Genomic DNA, 16,131 nt, shown 5'->3' with positions numbered 1-16,131 from the left:
ACAAAAGCGCAGCGTTGACCCGGTAACGGGCGCACCTCAGGGATGAGGTGCGTAGTGGCTCACTCGCCCGCTTCGGCACCCGCCCTTCAGCGCTTGCTGCAGCCCTTCAGCGCTTGCTGCGCCCCAGCGGCACAATCATCGGCGTATGCGCCACCGGATCCTCAACAATCATGCAGCGCAGCCCGTAGACCGCCTCAATCAGTTCCGGCGTCACGATCTCGGCCGGCCTGCCCTCGGCAACAACCTGGCCGTTGCGCATCGCAATCAGATGCGTAGCGTAGCGGCACGCCTGATTCAGATCGTGCAGCACCACCACCAGCGTGCGGCCATGCTGCTGGTTGAGATCCTGCATCAGCTCCAGCAGTTCGATCTGATGGGTAATATCGAGCCAGGTCGTGGGTTCATCCAGCAGCAGCAGCGGCGTCTGCTGCGCCAGCACCATGGCGATCCAGACGCGCTGGCGCTGGCCGCCGGAAAGTTGATCCACCGGCTGCGCGGCGATATCCGCCACGCCGGTGGCCCGCATCGCCTGCTGCACCGCCTCCTCATCCTCGTCACGCCAGCGGCCGAACAGCGGCTGATGCGGATAGCGCCCGCGCGCCACCAGCTCGCTGACGCTGATGCCGGAGGGCGCCTGCGAGCTTTGCGGCAGCAGGCCGAGACGCCGCGCCACCTCTTTGGTTGAGAGGCGCGAAATCGCCGCGCCGTCGAGCAGCACCTGCCCTTTCAGCGGCGGCGCCAGGCGGCTCAGCGCGCGCAGCAGCGTCGATTTGCCGCAGGCGTTAGGGCCGATAATTACCGTCAGTTCCCCATCAGGAATGGCGACCGATAGTCCCTCCGCCACGATTTTCTTCTCGTAGCCCAGCGTCAGCGCATCGCCCTGCAGGCGCGCAGTCTTCTCAGTCATTGGCGTCGCGCCTCCCTAATCAGTAGTGCAATCAGATAAAGCCCGCCGAGGCTGACGGTAATAACGCCGACCGGCAGCTGATAAGGCAGGAAAAGGTGCTGCGCGGCATAGTCCGCCGCCAGCAGCAGCAGCGCACCGCACAGCGCCGCCAGCGGCAGCGCGCCTTTGATCCCGCCGCACAGGCGACGAGCGATCTGCGGTGCCAGCAGGGCGACAAACGAAATCGGACCGGCCAGCGCGGTCGCGGCGGCGGTCAGCACCACGCCGAGCAGCATCAGCCACAGCCGGCTGCGCTCTACCGGCACGCCCAGCGCACAGGCGGTATCGTCGCCCATCTCCATCAGGCGCATACGTCGCGCCAGCAGCGCGGTCAGCAACAGCGCCGCCAGCAGCACGGCGATGACCGGCGCGGTTTTCGCCCAGGTAATGCCGTTGAGCGATCCTGCGCTCCATAGCCCGGCGCTGAGCGCCGCCTCAAGCGAGGCGCTGACGATCAGCCAGCCGTTAAGCGCCATCAGCAGCGCCCGTACGCTGATGCCGACGATAATCAGCCGGAAGGTTTCGACGCCGTTGCGCCAGGCGAAAAGATAGACCACGCCTGCGGTCAGCACGCCGCCCAGCAGCGCCGCCAGCGTCATGGCCTCGCTGTTTTGCTGAAACAGCACCAGCGCCACCAGCACGCCGCTATAGGCACCGGTATTAAAGCCGAGAATATCGGGGCTGCCGAGTGGGTTGCGCAGCAGCGACTGAAAAATCGCGCCGCTGACGCCCAGCGCCGCGCCGAGCAGCAGCGCCATCGCCACGCGCGGCAGCCGCCACTCCAGCACGATCAGCTGAACGTTGCGCGCCGCCTCGCCGTTGACCAGCTGCCAGAGCTGCGCCCCGCTAATCGGCAGCGCGCCGCGCGTAACGCCGAAAAAGGCCAGCAGCGCGCAGGCCGCCAGCAGCCAGATACCGTGCATCATCGCCCGACTCATATCTGCCCTCTCCCCAGCTTGCGGCGCACCAGCACGATCAGCATCGGCGCGCCGAGCAGCGCGGTAACCACCGCGACGCGCAGCTCGCCAGGCACCATCAGGCGGCCCAGTATATCGGCAGCCAGCAGCAGACAGGGGGTAATCAGCAGCGTGCCAGTCAGCATCCAGCGGTGGTCATTGCCCCACAGCCAGCGGGCCAGATGAGGAGTCATCAGCCCGACAAAGGCGATGGGGCCGACGGCGGCCGTGGCGGCGCCGCTCAGCAGGGCGATAGCCAGCAGCCCGAGCAGCTGGGTTCGCGCCACGCGCGCGCCGAGCGCCGTCGCCACATCGCCGCCCATGCTCAGGGTATTGAGCGAGCGCGCCAGCAGCAGCGCAATCAGCGCGCCGACCGCCACCGCTGGCCAGGTGGCGCGCAGCACGGCAAAGCTGCGAATATCCAGCGAGCCGCTGTGCCAGAAGCGCAGATGGTCGTAAATATCGGGATTAAGGAGAGAAAGCCCGGAGGTCAGCCCTTCCAGCACCGCGCCCAGTGCCACGCCCGCCAGGGTCAGGCGCACCGGATTAACGCGGCCGCCGCCGAGCGCGCCGGTCAGCGCCACCAGCAGCGACGCCAGCAGCGCGCCGAGGAAGGCGAAGCCGAGCCAGTCGGCGGGCGTATCCGCGCCGAACAGGGCAATGCCCAGCACCACGGCGAAGCCCGCCCCCGCGTTGACGCCGAGAATGCCGGGATCGGCGAGCGGATTGCGCGTCAGGCTCTGCATCAGCGCCCCCGCCAGCCCGAGCGCGCAGCCCGCCAGCAGGCCGGCAAGGGTGCGCGGCAGGCGCGCTTCGCGCACGATAACGCAGTCGGCGCTGCCGCAGCTGGTGGTCAGGGCAAGAGAGACATCATGAATGGCGATCGATTTGGCGCCGAGCATCAGGCTGAGCGCAAGCAAGAGCAACAGCAGCATCCCTGAGGCGGCTATTGCGATGAGATGGCGCATAACGTTCCGAACCTTCACTGTTCACTGACGCAGCGGTCGCGTCAATTTGATAATGATACTTGTTATCGTTATTACTCGTATTTTTGTATGTTACCATGATTCGCCTCGACTACAGCGAGGAAAACCGCAGCAAAAGGCGAAGCAATGAACAAACCCTCCCATCTCATCGATCTCAGCCTGTTGAAGACGCATCCCGCTTTTCGCGCCGTCTTTATCGCCCGTTTTATCTCTATCGTCGCGCTAGGCATGCTGGCGATTGCCGTGCCGGTGCAGATCCAGCAGCTGACCCGCTCGCCGGCGCTGGTCGGGCTCGCCGTTACCCTGGCGGGCGCAGGCATGTTTATCGGCCTGCTCACCGGCGGCGTGCTGGCCGATCGCTACGAGCGCAAACGGCTTATCCTGATTGCGCGCTCGACCTGCGGCCTCGGCTTTGTGGCGCTGGCCGTCAACGCCTCGCTGCCCTCCCCGTCCATCGGCGCGGTGTTTCTGCTGGGCCTGTGGGACGGCTTCTTCGGCGCGATCGGCGTGACGGCGCTGCTGGCGGCCACGCCGGCGCTGGTGGGACGCGAGAACCTGATGCAGGCGGGCGCGATAACGATGCTGACGGTGCGCTTCGGCGCCATTCTCTCGCCCGCCGTCGGCGGTCTGGTGCTGGCGCACGGCGGCGCGGCGTGGAACTACGGCCTCGCCGCCCTCGGTACGCTGCTTACCGTGCTGACCCTGCTGCGGCTGCCCCTGATGCCGCCGCCGCCACAGCCGCGCGAACATCCGCTGCGGGCGCTTGCCAGCGGCGTGCAGTTCCTGTTTTCTGCGCCGCTGGTCGGCATGGCGGCGCTGATCGGCGCGCTGGTCACGTTGGCGAGCGCGGTGCGCGTGCTCTATCCGGCGCTGGCGCCGCACTGGCAGGTCAGCCTTGATGAGCTGGGTCTGATGTATGCCGCCGTGCCGCTCGGCGCGGCGCTGGGGGCGCTGACCAGCGGCCGGCTGGCGCAGACGCCGCAGCCTGGCCGCCTGATCCTGGCCAGCGCCGTCGCCGCTTTCCTAGCACTTGGCGCCTTCAGCCTGATGCCGCAGTTCGCGCTCGGGCTGGCGTGTCTGGCGGCCTTCGGCTACTTCAGCGCCGTTAACAGTCTGGTGCAGTATCAGCTGATCCAGTCGCTGACGCCCGATGCCCTGCTGGGGCGCATCAATAGCCTCTGGACGGCACAGAACGTCACCGGCGATGCAATCGGCGCCGCGATGATCGGCGCGCTGGGGTCATGGCTGCTGCCGCAGCAGGCCGCCGCGCTGACGGGTTTCGGCGCGGCGCTGCTGGGAGGCGTGATGTGGATCCTGATGGCGAGACTGCGACGCTATCAACCGCCAGCACCGTCGCTGGCGGAAGAGGCGTCATGATTTAACGAACAGCTGCTCAAGACGCGTCAGCAGGTGGCTGGCGCTGTAGTAGTCAAGACGAAAGGTGTCGGCGCCCAGCGCATAAACCTGCTGCTGCTTTACCGCCGCGGTCTGTGCCAGGAACGGGTTCTGCATCAGCTGTTGCGCGCCCGGCTCTTCTGCGGCGAATAACAGAAAGGTGTTGCCGTTCAGGCCGCTGGCGACGTTTTCGCCGGAGAGCTGAATAATATCTTTGCGCTGGCCCATGCTGTGCGTTTGCTGCAGATCCGCAGGCGGCACGGCGAGCGTAAAGCCGAGCTGCTCCAGCAGCTTGCCCTGTGCCGATTCGCTGGTCCACAGATTCACCGCACGGCCGCCGCCGTTAAACACCATGGCGGAAACGGGCTGCGGCGGCAGCGTGATTTTCTGCTTCAGCGCCGCCTCTTGTGCATCGAACGCCTTTACGCGCGCCGCCGCGTCCGCCTCGTGGCCGGTCGCTTCGCCGAGCAGCGTGACCAGCTGCTGCCAGCTTTTATCGTCATAGTTCACCACCAGCGTCGGCGCGATAGCCGAGAACTGATCGACCAGCTTCAGAGCGGAATCGTTGCCGGTAGCGCTGACGATAATCAGATCCGGCGCTTCTGCGGCCACCGCTTCGGCGCTCGGTTCGCCAATATAGAGCCGCTTGAGGTTTTTACGCTTCGCGACGTCGCTCCACTGGCGGAAAAACCCCTGCTCGTCCGCCAGACGGCTGCCTGGCGCGGTCGCCCCGCTGGCGATTACCGGCGCGTCGATGGCCAGCAGCGACCCGGTCAGGGTCACGCTGGTAGAGACGATGCGCTGCGGCGCTTTCTCCAGGGTTATGCTGCCGCTGCCGCTTTGCAGCGTACGCGGCCAGCCGCCTTCGGCTCGCGCGTCAGAATTAGCCAGCACGGAGACGAAAGCCAGCGCGGCCACCGTGGTAAAAATCCGCTTAAACATAAGATTCAGCCCACCTTTAACTGTCAGACAAGGTTCTGCCGCCTCGGTGAATCAGGCTGAGATCGCACGCGCGATGCCGCGAATTTATTGACACTCCAGCCTAATCAACGTAGGTTACACAACCACAATACAAATGATAATCATTATTAGTTACCTTATCATTTATAGGTGAAAATTATGGTGGAAACGTTGACGTTTGGAAATCCCCTGCTTGAGGATTTCTCCGCACTGTGTCGGGGATTTGTCTTTACATCTCCGTGGCGCAGTATCGCTACGCAGGGCTGCTACACCACCATCGCCACGCCGGTGGCCGATGGTGACGCCCTGAACGGTGACTTTCAACAGCAGCTGCGACGCCACTTCGCCTGCGCAAAAAAGCAGGGCATCGCCCATCCGGTCCTGGTGGGCGCTATCCCCTTCGACGTTACGCAGCCCGCCGCGCTGTTTATTCCTGAATCGCATCAGACCTTTAACCGCGCCGATCTCCAGGCTGCGCTGCCCGGGGTTCCGCCGCCGCTGCCGCAGGTGCGCCGCCGCGCCGCGATGCCGGAGCACGATGTTTTTACCGCGATGGTGGCAGAGGCGGTCGCCGCCACGCAGCGCGGCGAGCTGGACAAGGTGGTGCTGTCGCGCCTGATGGATATCGTTACGGAACAGCCGGTGGATATCGCCGCGCTGATGCAGCGCATCGTGGCGCAAAACCCAAACAGCTATCACTTCCACCTGCCGCTGCCGCAGGGCGGTTCGCTGGTCGGCGCCAGTCCGGAACTTATGCTGCGCAAAAAGGGGCGTGATTTCAGCTCCTGTCCGCTGGCCGGCTCCGCGCGACGCGACGCCGACGCGCAGCGCGACAGGGCCGCGGGCGACGCACTGATGCAGTCGACGAAAGATCGTCACGAGCACAGGCTGGTGACCGATGCGATGCGCGACGTGCTGCAGCCGCGCAGCCGCCTGCTCTCGGTGCCCGCCACCCCTTCTCTGCTGACCACCGCCACCCTGTGGCATCTGGCGACGCAGATCGACGGCGAGGTGCTCGATGAGCAGGAGAACGCGCTGTCGCTCGCCTGCCTGCTGCATCCCACGCCCGCGCTGAGCGGCTTCCCACACAGGCGCGCGCAGCAGCTGATCCAGACGCTGGAGCCGTTTGACCGCCGCCTGTTCGGCGGTATCGTTGGCTGGTGCGACGACCAGGGCAACGGCGAATGGGTCGTTACCATCCGCTGCGGCACCGTACACGGCGCGCGGGTGCGCCTGTTCGCCGGCGCAGGCATCGTCGCGGATTCGCAACCTGAATCAGAATGGCGCGAGACCGGTGTCAAACTCGACACCATGCTGCGCGCTTTTGGACTGCAATAAAGGAACTCGTATGTCGATCCCTTACCATCGCTGGCCAGACGATCTGGCCGCGCGCTACCGTGAGAAAGGTTACTGGCTGGATGTGCCGATGACCGATATCCTGGCGCGCCATAAAGAGAGCGACGCCATCGCCGTTATCGAAGGCGATCTGCAGCTGAGCTATCGCCAGCTGGCGCAGCGCAGCGACAACCTCGCCGCCGCGCTGCAGCGTCGCGGGCTGAAAAACGGCGACACCGCGCTGGTGCAGCTGGGCAACGTCGCCGACTTCTACGTTACCGTTTTTGCCCTGTTCAAGCTGGGCGTGGCGTCGGTTTACGCGCTGTTCAGCCACCAGCGCACCGAGCTGCTGGCCTACGCCGCACAGATCGAACCTGCGCTGCTGATCGCCGATCGCCGCCATGCGCTGTTTGCCGACGACAGCTTTACTGACGCGCTGCGCGCTGCGCAGCCGTCGCTGCGTCAGGTCATCCTGCGCAACAACAGCCAGCCGGAAAACAGTCTGGAAGCGCTGATGGCCGACGCGGCGGGTGATTTCCAGCCGACGCCGACCGCCGCCGATGAGGTCGCCTTTTTCCAGCTCTCCGGCGGCAGCACCGGCACGCCCAAGCTGATCCCGCGCACCCATAACGACTACTACTACAGCATCCGCGCCAGCGACGAGATCTGCGCGGTCACCGCCGACACGCGTTATCTGATCGCCTTACCCGCGCCGCATAACTTTGCCATGAGTTCGCCGGGCGCGCTGGGCGTCTTCTACGCCGGCGGCCAGGTGATTCTGGCCGAGGATCCCAGCGCGACAAACTGCTTCCCGCTGATTGAAAAGCATCAGGTCACCGATACCGGACTGGTGCCCCCCGCCGTCAGCCTGTGGCTGCAGGCGATTCAGGAATGGGGCAGCAATCAGGCGCTGACGTCGCTACAGCGGATGCAGGTTGGCGGCGCGAAGCTGGGCGAAACGCTGGCGGCGCGCATTCAGAGCGAGATCGGCTGCCGGCTGCAGCAGGTGTTCGGCATGGCGGAAGGGCTGGTCAACTACACCCGTCTCGACGACGATGAAAAAACCATTCTCACCACCCAGGGCCGTCCGATTTCGCCGGACGATGAGGTGTGGGTAGCAGACGAGAACGGCGATCCGCTGCCGAGCGGCGCCGTTGGCCGCCTGATGACGCGCGGCCCCTATACCTTCCGCGGCTACTACAAAAGCCCGGAGCATAACGCAGCCAGCTTCGACGCCAACGGTTTTTACTGCTCGGGCGATCTGATCGAGATTAACCCGCAGGGTTACATCACCGTGCAGGGGCGCGAGAAAGATCAGATCAACCGCGGCGGCGAAAAGATCGCTGCCGAGGAGATCGAAAATCTGCTGCAGCGCCATACCGATGTGATCCACGCGGCGCTGGTATCGATGCATGACGAACTGATGGGCGAAAAAAGCTGCGCCTTTATCGTCGCGCGCCAGCCGCTCAAGCCAGTGGCGCTGCGCCGCCATCTGCGCGAGCTGGGCGTCGCCGAATATAAGTTGCCCGACCGTATTACCTGCGTGGATGAACTGCCGCTGACCCCGGTCGGCAAAGTAGACAAGAAACGCCTGCGCCAACAGCTTGCCGATCAACAAGCGCAAGCCTGACCTGTTCCGGAGATTTTATGGCTATTCCAAAACTGACCTCATATTCGCTGCCCGCCGCCGCCGAGCTGCCCGCCAATAAGGTGAAATGGACGCTGGAGCCGCAGCGCGCTGCCCTGCTGATCCACGATATGCAGGCCTACTTCCTTAACTTCTGGGGTGAAAACAGCCCGCTGGTCAATCAGGTGGTAGAGAACATCGCGCGCCTGCGCGCCTGGTGCAAGTCGCAGGGCATCCCGGTGTTCTATACCGCGCAGCCCAATCAGCAGAGCGACGAGGATCGCGCGCTGCTGAACGATATGTGGGGACCGGGCCTGAACAAGCATCCAGAGCAGCAGAAGATTGTCGATGCGCTGGCGCCCGACGCTGAGGATCAGGTGCTGACCAAGTGGCGCTACAGCGCTTTTGTCCGCTCGCCGCTGGAGTCGATCCTGCAGGAGATGGGACGCGATCAGCTGATTATCACCGGTGTCTACGCCCATATCGGCTGTCTCACCACCGCCACTGACGCCTTTATGCGTAACATCCAGCCCTTTATGGTGGCGGACGCGCTGGCGGATTTCAGCCGTGAAGAGCATATGATGGCGCTGACCTATACCGCCGGACGTAGCGGCAAAGTGGTAATGACTGCGGATTTAATGCCGCTGCCGCTCAGCAAGGACGATCTGCGCGCGCTTATTCTGCCGCTGCTGGAAGATGACGAGGTGCCGGAAGATGATGAGAACCTGATCGACTACGGTCTCGACTCCGTGCGCATGATGGCGCTGGCGGCGCGCTGGCGTCAGGCGCACGGCGATATCGACTTCGTAAGCCTGGCGAAAAATCCCACTATCGACGGCTGGTGGGCGCTGCTGTCACGGGAGACAGCCTGATGAGCCAGCGCTTTGACTTCAGCCGCAAGCAGGTCTGGGTGACCGGCGCAGGCCAGGGCATCGGTTACCATACCGCGCTGGCGTTTCACGCGGCGGGCGCACAGGTTCAGGGCTTCGATCTGCGCTTTCACGATATTGACTACCCTTTCGCCTGCCACACGCTTGACGTGGCCGATGCCGGACAGGTGAAAACGCTCTGCCAGCGCCTGCTGGCGCAGCAGCCGCGCCTCGACGTGCTGGTAAACGGCGCGGGCATCCTGCGTATCGGTGCCACCGACGAGATCTCTGCCGCCGATTTCCAGGCATGCCTGGCGGTCAACGTCGGCGGCGCCTTCAATATGTTCCAGCAGACGCTGCCGGTGTTTCGCCAGCAGCGCGCGGGCGCAATCGTCTCTGTCGCCTCGAACTCGGCACACGCGCCGCGTATCGGCATGTCAGCTTACGGCGCGTCGAAAGCCGCGCTGCGCAGCCTCACACTGACGGTCGGCCTGGAGATGGCACCCTATGGCGTGCGCTGCAATATCGTTTCGCCCGGCTCGACCGATACCGAGATGCAGCGCAGCCTGTGGCATACGCCGACCGCCGAGCAGGAGATGATCGACGGCTTCCCGGATCAATATAAGCTCGGCATCCCGCTGCGCAAGATCGCCACGCCGCAGGAAATCGCCCACAACGTGCTGTTCCTCGCCTCGGATCTCGCCAGCCATGTGGTGCTGCAGGATATCGTGGTTGACGGCGGCGCGACGCTGGGAGCCTGACCGATGGCGATCTGGAAACGCGAGACCGATCTCGACGCGCTAAACGCCATCGGCGAGCACTCGCTGGTGGCGCATATTGGCATCCGCTTTACCGCTATCGGCGACGATTATCTGGAGGCGACCATGCCGGTTGACGCGCGCACCCATCAGCCCTTCGGCCTGCTGCACGGTGGTGCGTCGGTGGTGCTGGCGGAGTCGATGGGCTCGATCGCCGGCTATCTCTGCACCGAAGAGGGCAAAAGCGTGGTCGGCATTGAGGTAAACGCCAGCCATCACCGTTCGGTCTCCAGCGGCGAAGTGCGCGGCATCTGCCGCCCGCTGCATATCGGCTCACGCAATCAGGTGTGGCAGATTGAAATCCGCAACGCGCGCGGCCAGCTCTGCTGCTCGTCGCGGCTGACGGTGGCGGTGCTGGGGTAATGAAAAAGGGACAGCTTTCGCTGTCCCTTTTCTTCGGCATTAACGCTGGTAGATGATTTCGACGCCTTCGTCGTCATCTTCGTCCCAGTCGTCATCCCACTCTTCATCTTCTTCTTCAGCCACGCTTTCCATCGTCTCACGGTGGTAGTCATCCCACATGAACTCGACTTTCTCGGGCTTCTTCTCTTCTTCTTCCGCTTCTTTCGGGTTGGCGTTGATGAAACTCATCACGTCCCAGCAGAGATCCTGCACGCCCTGACGGCTTGCCGCGGAGATCAGATAATATTTCTCTTCCCAGCCCAGCGCCTCGGCGATCGCTTTAGCGCGCGCCTGCGCTTCTTCTTCGCTAATCAGGTCAACTTTGTTGAACACCAGCCAGCGCGGCTTGTTGAACAGCTTGTCGCTGTACTTCTCCAGCTCGCCAAGAATAATGCGCGCGTTTTCCACCGGATCGGACTCATCGATCGGCGCGATGTCGATCAGGTGCAGCAGCACGCGGCAGCGCTCAAGGTGCTTCAGGAAGCGGATACCGAGGCCAGCGCCTTCGGCGGCCCCTTCAATCAGGCCTGGAATATCGGCGACAACGAAGCTCTGCTCGCTGTCCATGCGCACCACGCCCAGGCTCGGCACCAGGGTGGTGAACGGGTAGTCCGCCACTTTCGGCTTCGCCGCCGAGACGGCGCGGATAAAGGTCGATTTACCGGCGTTCGGCAGACCCAGCATGCCGACGTCGGCCAGCAGCATCAGCTCCAGCTGCAAATCGCGCTTCTCGCCCGGCGTACCCATGGTTTTCTGACGCGGGGTACGGTTTACCGAGGATTTAAAGCGCGTGTTGCCCAGGCCATGCCAGCCGCCTTTGGCGACCATCAGCTTCTGCTCGTGACGCGTCATATCGCCCAGCGTTTCGCCGGTGCCCTGATCGATGACGCGCGTGCCGACCGGCACCTTGACGATAATGTCCTGACCGCGTTTGCCGGTACAGTCACGGCTCTGGCCGTTCTGACCGCGTTCGGCGCGGAAGGATTTCTCAAAGCGGTAGTCAATCAGGGTATTCAGGTTCTCGTCAGCGACCAGATAAACGTCGCCGCCGTCGCCGCCGTCGCCGCCGTCCGGGCCGCCTTTCGGAATATATTTTTCACGGCGGAAGCTGACGCAGCCATTGCCGCCGTCGCCGGCAACCACCAGGATTGTCGCTTCATCAACAAACTTCATTTTCTTTCTCCGTCACACAATCGTCCGCGCGCCTTACGGGCTGCGGACGGGTCCGCCAGGGTCTGTCTGCGCTGACCGGCGGCGGATAAATCAGGACTGATTTGCATCAGACGTACATAAAGTGTACAGCAATACAGAACGACAGGTCGCAGAATGTAAAAAGCCCCGCAATGGCTGCGGGGCTTTTATTCGTGCGTTCAGACAGTCGCTGTCTGCGTCACGACAACCTTACTCAGCAACGATGCTGATGTATTTACGGTTGTTCGGACCTTTCACTTCGAATTTAACTTTGCCGTCTGCGGTAGCGAACAGGGTGTGGTCACGACCACAACCTACGTTGTTACCGGCGTGGAATTTAGTACCACGCTGACGAACGATGATGCTACCTGCCAGAACAGATTCGCCACCGAAACGTTTTACACCCAGACGTTTTGCATTGGAGTCACGACCGTTACGAGTCGAGCCACCAGCCTTTTTATGTGCCATTTGTCAGATCTCCTCTTAAGCGCTGATGCCAGTAATTTTCACATCAGTGAACCACTGACGGTGGCCAGCCTGCTTACGGTAGTGCTTACGACGACGAAACTTAACGATTTTAACTTTCTCGCCACGACCGTGAGCAACGATTTCAGCTTTGATAACGCCGCCTGAAACCAGTGGCGCGCCGATTTTCACGTCTTCGCCATTTGCGATCATCAGCACCTGGTCAAACTCAATGGTTTCACCGGTTGCGATGTCCAGCTTTTCCAGGCGAACGGTCTGACCTTCGCTTACTCGGTGTTGTTTACCACCACTTTGGAAAACCGCGTACATATAAAACTCCGCTTCTGCGCATGCCTTTCGTTCATCAGGCGGCGCGATAAATATTCACAATAGGGCGCGAATTCTACGCAAATCTCCAGCAGAAGACAAGAGCACTTTGCACTCTCTTGCAGAAAAAAAACACAGGCCGATCGCAAACGTTTCTCATCTGGAAAATTCAAGTACAATCAGTAACAGATTACCTGAACTCAGGCTGGTTAAAGCACGTACCATGAGCCGTTGAAACGAGTCAAAGCTGAACAGACGAATGAACTTAGAACAAATTAATGAATTAACCGCGCAGGATATGGCGGCCGTCAACCAGACCATCCTCGACCAGCTGAATTCCGAGGTCTCGCTGATTAACCAGCTTGGCTATTACATCATCAGCGGCGGCGGCAAGCGCATTCGCCCGATGATCGCCGTGCTTTCGGCGCGCGCGCTCGGCTACCAGGGCGAGCTGCACGTCACTAACGCGGCGCTGATCGAATTTATCCACACCGCGACGCTGCTGCATGACGACGTGGTGGATGAATCCGATATGCGCCGCGGCAAAGCCACCGCCAACGCGGCGTTCGGCAATGCAGCCAGCGTGCTGGTCGGCGACTTTATCTATACTCGCGCCTTCCAGATGATGACCAGCATGGGTTCGCTGCGTATCCTGGCGCTGATGTCCGAAGCGGTGAACGTGATTGCCGAAGGCGAAGTGCTGCAGCTGATGAACGTCAACGATCCCGACATCACTGAAGAGAGCTACATGCGGGTGATTTACAGCAAAACCGCGCGTTTGTTCGAGGCGGCCTCTCAGGCATCCGCCATTCTTGCCGAGGCCACGCCGGCGCAGGAGAAAGCGATGCAGGATTACGGACGCTTTCTCGGCACCGCTTTCCAGTTAATCGACGATCTGCTCGACTACAGCGCCGACGGCGCCACGCTGGGCAAAAATACCGGCGACGACCTGAGCGAAGGCAAGCCGACGCTGCCGCTGCTGCACGCGATGCATAACGGCACGCCGGAGCAGACGAAGATGATCCGCGAGGCGATCGAACAGGGCAACGGCCGTCACCTTCTCGAACCGGTGCTGGCCGCCATGCAGCAGTGCGGCTCGCTGGAGTGGACGCGCAAGCGCGCCGAGCAGGAGGCAGACAAAGCGATCGCGGCGCTTAGCGCGCTGCCGGAATCGCCCTGGCGCAGCGCCCTCGAATCGCTGGCGCATATGTCCGTACAGCGCGATTTCTGATACCCCTTCGGAGCTGCCGCCGCAGCTCCGCTGTTTCCCCCTTACCCGCTTCACTTTTTCCAGAAACGCCCCCTCAGATGTTGCCGTGCTTTTGCGTAGCGGCGCGCACTTATCGGAACCGGACCAAAAATTACTGGAAATAACAAGAAACTTTCTGATATATAAACTCCAGAAGCTTCCAGATAGCGGAAGAACAGCGCGCTTCGCTGCACCGGGAATATTTCACGCAAGGAACAAGGAGAATGCGATATGAAAAAAAGGAGGGAAGACTGGCATCCCGCCGATGTGATTGCCGCACTGCGCAGACGCGGCACGACGCTGGCGGCGCTGTCGCGCCAGGCGGGCCTGAGTTCATCCACGCTGGCCAATGCCCTTTCGCGTCCCTGGCCGAAAGGAGAATGGCTGATTGCGGAGGCGATTGACGTCCATCCCGCCGAGATCTGGCCAAGCCGCTACTACGATCCGCAGACCCAGCTGCTGCTGGATCGCAAAAAGCGCATTCGATCCCCGACGGGAGACAAAAAGCGCAAGCAGGATCCTGCCAGCGCCTGAAGATCCATCAGGCAAAAAAAAACCAGCCGCGCTACCGTGGCTGGTTTTCTTGTTGAAGCCGTGCTTATTCAGCGCTTACGCGTTCAATCTGCGCGCCCATCGCCTTCAGTTTGTCTTCAATGTGCTCATAGCCGCGATCGATATGGTAGATGCGATCCACCAGCGTCGTGCCTTCAGCAATGCAGCCCGCCAGCACCAGGCTCGCCGACGCCCGCAGATCGGTCGCCATCACCTGCGCGCCAGAGAGTTTTTCCACGCCGTGACAGATAGCGGTGTTGCTCTCGATTTCCGCGTGCGCGCCCATACGGATCAGCTCGGGAATATGCATAAAGCGGTTTTCGAAAATGGTTTCGGTGATCACGCCCGTCCCTTCCGCCACCAGGTTGAGCAGCGTGAACTGCGCCTGCATATCGGTCGGGAAGCCCGGATGCGGTGCCGTACGCACGTTGACCGCTTTAGGGCGTTTGCCGTGCATGTCCAGGCTGATCCAGTCTTCGCCGGTTTCAATGTCGGCACCCGCGTCGCGCAGCTTCGCCAGTACGGCGTCCAGCGTATCGGGCTGAGTGTTGTGACACAGCACTTTGCCGCCCGAGATCGCCGCTGCAACCAGGAAGGTGCCGGTTTCGATACGGTCCGGCAGGACGCGATAGACGCCGCCGCCCAGACGCTCAACGCCTTCGATGGTGATCTTGTCGGTGCCTGCGCCGCTGATCTTCGCGCCCAGCGTAATCAGGAAGTTAGCCGTATCGACAATTTCCGGCTCGCGCGCGGCGTTCTCGATAATGGTAACGCCGGTCGCCAGCGTCGCCGCGCTCATGATGGTCACGGTCGCGCCTACGCTCACTTTATCCATCACGATATGCGCGCCTTTCAGGCGGCCGTCGACAGAAGCCTTAACGTAGCCCTCTTCCAGCTTGATCTCGGCGCCCAGCTGCTCCAGGCCCGTAATATGCAGATCGACCGGACGCGCGCCGATGGCGCAGCCGCCCGGCAAAGAGACCTGTCCCTGACCAAAGCGCGCTACCAGCGGGCCCAGCGCCCAGATAGAGGCGCGCATGGTTTTCACCAGTTCGTAGGGCGCACAGTAAATATCAACCTTGCTGGCGTCGACGTGGACGGAGCCGTTGCGCTCAACCTTCGCACCCAGCTGGCTCAGCAGCTTCATTGTGGTATCGATATCGCGCAGCTTCGGCACGTTCTGGATCTCGACCGGCTCTTCAGCCAGCAGCGCAGCAAACAGAATCGGCAGCGCGGCATTTTTCGCCCCGGAAATGGTCACTTCACCACTCAAGCGGGTGGGGCCTTGCACACGAAATTTGTCCATTAACACGGCTCTCAATTAACTAAAGACGGGAAGAACTCGCCAGCGGCGAGCGCCCATGATGAAGGCTCAGAAACCGTTGAGTTTACGGTCGCGCGCCCATTCAGCAGGGGTATAAGTTTTAATGGAGACGGCATGAATGCGGTTGTCAGCGATGTATTCCATCAGCGGCGCGTAAACGGCCTGCTGTTTTTTCACACGGCTCAGCTCGCCAAACATTTCACCCACGGCAATTACCTGAAAGTGGCTGCCGTCGTTGCTCATCACATGGACTTCGTCCAGCGGCAGCGCTTTCATCAGCACGGCCTGAATTTCACTGTTTTCCATTGCTCATTACTTAAGTTGTAAATAATAAAGGGTGACATCTTAGAGGAAAGCGACGGACTCTTAAACATGCAAAAGCCCCTGCGCAAAACAGGGGCTTAAGGGAGTGAGAAAGGGATCAGCTGCTTTTTTCCGCAGAAACAATAATCTGCTGAAGATTGTAGAGAGTGATCAGCGACTGCAATTTCTCGCTGATGCCGCTAAAACGCGGCGTGACGCCCTGAGCACGGGCGATTTCGCGCAGGTGTACCAGCAGCGCCAGCCCGGCCGAATCGACGCGCGCCAGCCCGGAGACGTCGATAATCTCCGCTTTGTCGATCAGCGTGTCGCGCTGCTGCCACAGCGCCAGCAGCGTATCGCGGTTCAGTTCGCCGTACAGCGACAGCGTGCTGGCGTCACGCTGCCAGCGTAATGACTCATGCATCG

General features: G+C 61.9%; 18 protein-coding genes. 8 read left to right on the top strand and 10 right to left on the bottom strand.

Translation table 11 applies throughout. The features are described from left to right. Positions 1 to 106 precede the first annotated feature (106 nt). From MHZ97_RS04400 to fepD, 3 genes are read right to left on the bottom strand one after another with little or no spacing between them, the layout of a single operon-like run. Entirely contained in the window at positions 107 to 907 is an 801-nt protein-coding gene (locus tag MHZ97_RS04400) for an ATP-binding cassette domain-containing protein (RefSeq protein ID WP_239313420.1), read from the bottom strand. Then, positions 904 to 1,884 (bottom strand): iron-enterobactin ABC transporter permease, encoded by a 981-nt coding sequence (gene fepG, locus MHZ97_RS04395; RefSeq protein WP_103793776.1) that lies wholly within the window; start codon positions 1,882 to 1,884, stop codon positions 904 to 906. The genes MHZ97_RS04400 and fepG overlap by 4 nt, the downstream gene beginning before the upstream one ends. Beyond that, positions 1,881 to 2,870 carry a Fe(3+)-siderophore ABC transporter permease gene (gene fepD, locus MHZ97_RS04390; RefSeq protein ID WP_239313423.1) on the bottom strand — a complete coding sequence of 330 codons (990 nt, stop codon included), beginning with the start codon at positions 2,868 to 2,870 and terminating at the stop codon, positions 1,881 to 1,883. The genes fepG and fepD overlap by 4 nt, the downstream gene beginning before the upstream one ends. A gap of 144 nt (positions 2,871 to 3,014) precedes the next feature. On the opposite strand from fepD, the gene entS reads away from it, so the two are divergent. Then, the gene (gene entS / locus MHZ97_RS04385) at positions 3,015 to 4,265 is read left to right on the top strand and encodes an enterobactin transporter EntS (RefSeq protein ID WP_103793774.1); all 1,251 of its coding nucleotides are present in this window, start codon (positions 3,015 to 3,017) and stop codon (positions 4,263 to 4,265) included. Here the strand turns inward: entS and fepB are convergent. Further along, a complete protein-coding gene (gene fepB, locus MHZ97_RS04380) occupies positions 4,260 to 5,225 on the bottom strand; it encodes a Fe2+-enterobactin ABC transporter substrate-binding protein (RefSeq protein WP_239313426.1) in 966 nt (321 codons plus the stop codon). The genes entS and fepB overlap by 6 nt on opposite strands. A gap of 177 nt (positions 5,226 to 5,402) precedes the next feature. On the opposite strand from fepB, the gene MHZ97_RS04375 reads away from it, so the two are divergent. From MHZ97_RS04375 to MHZ97_RS04355, 5 genes are read left to right on the top strand one after another with little or no spacing between them, the layout of a single operon-like run. Next, positions 5,403 to 6,581: an isochorismate synthase gene (locus MHZ97_RS04375; RefSeq protein ID WP_239313429.1), complete on the top strand. Its 1,179-nt coding sequence runs from the start codon at positions 5,403 to 5,405 to the stop codon at positions 6,579 to 6,581. A 10-nt stretch (positions 6,582 to 6,591) separates the two neighbouring features. Further along, the gene (locus MHZ97_RS04370; RefSeq protein ID WP_239313447.1) at positions 6,592 to 8,208 is read left to right on the top strand and encodes a (2,3-dihydroxybenzoyl)adenylate synthase; all 1,617 of its coding nucleotides are present in this window, start codon (positions 6,592 to 6,594) and stop codon (positions 8,206 to 8,208) included. Between the two features lie 17 nt (positions 8,209 to 8,225). Next, positions 8,226 to 9,077 (top strand): isochorismatase, encoded by an 852-nt coding sequence (locus tag MHZ97_RS04365; RefSeq protein WP_239313449.1) that lies wholly within the window; start codon positions 8,226 to 8,228, stop codon positions 9,075 to 9,077. Continuing rightward, a complete protein-coding gene (gene dhbA / locus MHZ97_RS04360; RefSeq protein ID WP_239313452.1) occupies positions 9,077 to 9,835 on the top strand; it encodes a 2,3-dihydro-2,3-dihydroxybenzoate dehydrogenase in 759 nt (252 codons plus the stop codon). Before MHZ97_RS04365 ends, dhbA begins: the two co-directional genes overlap by 1 nt. A gap of 3 nt (positions 9,836 to 9,838) precedes the next feature. Continuing rightward, a complete protein-coding gene (locus tag MHZ97_RS04355) occupies positions 9,839 to 10,255 on the top strand; it encodes a hotdog fold thioesterase (protein WP_224481558.1) in 417 nt (138 codons plus the stop codon). A gap of 39 nt (positions 10,256 to 10,294) precedes the next feature. On the opposite strand, the gene cgtA is transcribed toward MHZ97_RS04355, so the two are convergent. From cgtA to rplU, 3 genes are all read right to left on the bottom strand, one after another. Further along, entirely contained in the window at positions 10,295 to 11,467 is a 1,173-nt protein-coding gene (cgtA, locus tag MHZ97_RS04350) for an Obg family GTPase CgtA (protein ID WP_103793768.1), read from the bottom strand. Positions 11,468 to 11,695: 228 nt separating this feature from the next. Continuing rightward, positions 11,696 to 11,953, bottom strand: coding sequence for a 50S ribosomal protein L27 (rpmA, locus tag MHZ97_RS04345; protein WP_006121751.1), 258 nt, complete (start codon positions 11,951 to 11,953; stop codon positions 11,696 to 11,698). 15 nt (positions 11,954 to 11,968) lie between these two features. Continuing rightward, positions 11,969 to 12,280, bottom strand: coding sequence for a 50S ribosomal protein L21 (gene rplU, locus MHZ97_RS04340; protein ID WP_033749281.1), 312 nt, complete (start codon positions 12,278 to 12,280; stop codon positions 11,969 to 11,971). Positions 12,281 to 12,536: 256 nt separating this feature from the next. Here rplU and ispB point away from each other — a divergent pair, with 256 nt between their 5' ends. Together ispB and MHZ97_RS04330 are read left to right on the top strand one after the other, a co-directional pair. Further along, complete coding sequence (ispB, locus tag MHZ97_RS04335) at positions 12,537 to 13,508, top strand: octaprenyl diphosphate synthase (RefSeq protein WP_103793767.1); 972 nt, start codon at positions 12,537 to 12,539, stop codon at positions 13,506 to 13,508. Positions 13,509 to 13,757: 249 nt separating this feature from the next. Next, positions 13,758 to 14,060: a helix-turn-helix transcriptional regulator gene (locus tag MHZ97_RS04330; protein WP_103793766.1), complete on the top strand. Its 303-nt coding sequence runs from the start codon at positions 13,758 to 13,760 to the stop codon at positions 14,058 to 14,060. A 64-nt stretch (positions 14,061 to 14,124) separates the two neighbouring features. Here MHZ97_RS04330 and murA read toward each other — a convergent pair whose 3' ends face one another. From murA to mlaB, 3 genes are all read right to left on the bottom strand, one after another. Then, positions 14,125 to 15,384 (bottom strand): UDP-N-acetylglucosamine 1-carboxyvinyltransferase, encoded by a 1,260-nt coding sequence (gene murA / locus MHZ97_RS04325; RefSeq protein ID WP_103793765.1) that lies wholly within the window; start codon positions 15,382 to 15,384, stop codon positions 14,125 to 14,127. A 66-nt stretch (positions 15,385 to 15,450) separates the two neighbouring features. Continuing rightward, complete coding sequence (ibaG, locus tag MHZ97_RS04320; protein ID WP_033749277.1) at positions 15,451 to 15,708, bottom strand: BolA family iron metabolism protein IbaG; 258 nt, start codon at positions 15,706 to 15,708, stop codon at positions 15,451 to 15,453. A 115-nt stretch (positions 15,709 to 15,823) separates the two neighbouring features. After that, positions 15,824 to 16,129, bottom strand: coding sequence for a lipid asymmetry maintenance protein MlaB (gene mlaB, locus MHZ97_RS04315; RefSeq protein WP_033749276.1), 306 nt, complete (start codon positions 16,127 to 16,129; stop codon positions 15,824 to 15,826). Positions 16,130 to 16,131: the final 2 nt, after the last annotated feature.

The sequence above is a fragment of the Pantoea sp. ACRSC genome (genome assembly GCF_022346785.1).
Classification (GTDB): domain Bacteria; phylum Pseudomonadota; class Gammaproteobacteria; order Enterobacterales; family Enterobacteriaceae; genus Pantoea; species Pantoea alvi.
This window is presented reverse-complemented; position numbering and strand designations above follow the sequence as displayed.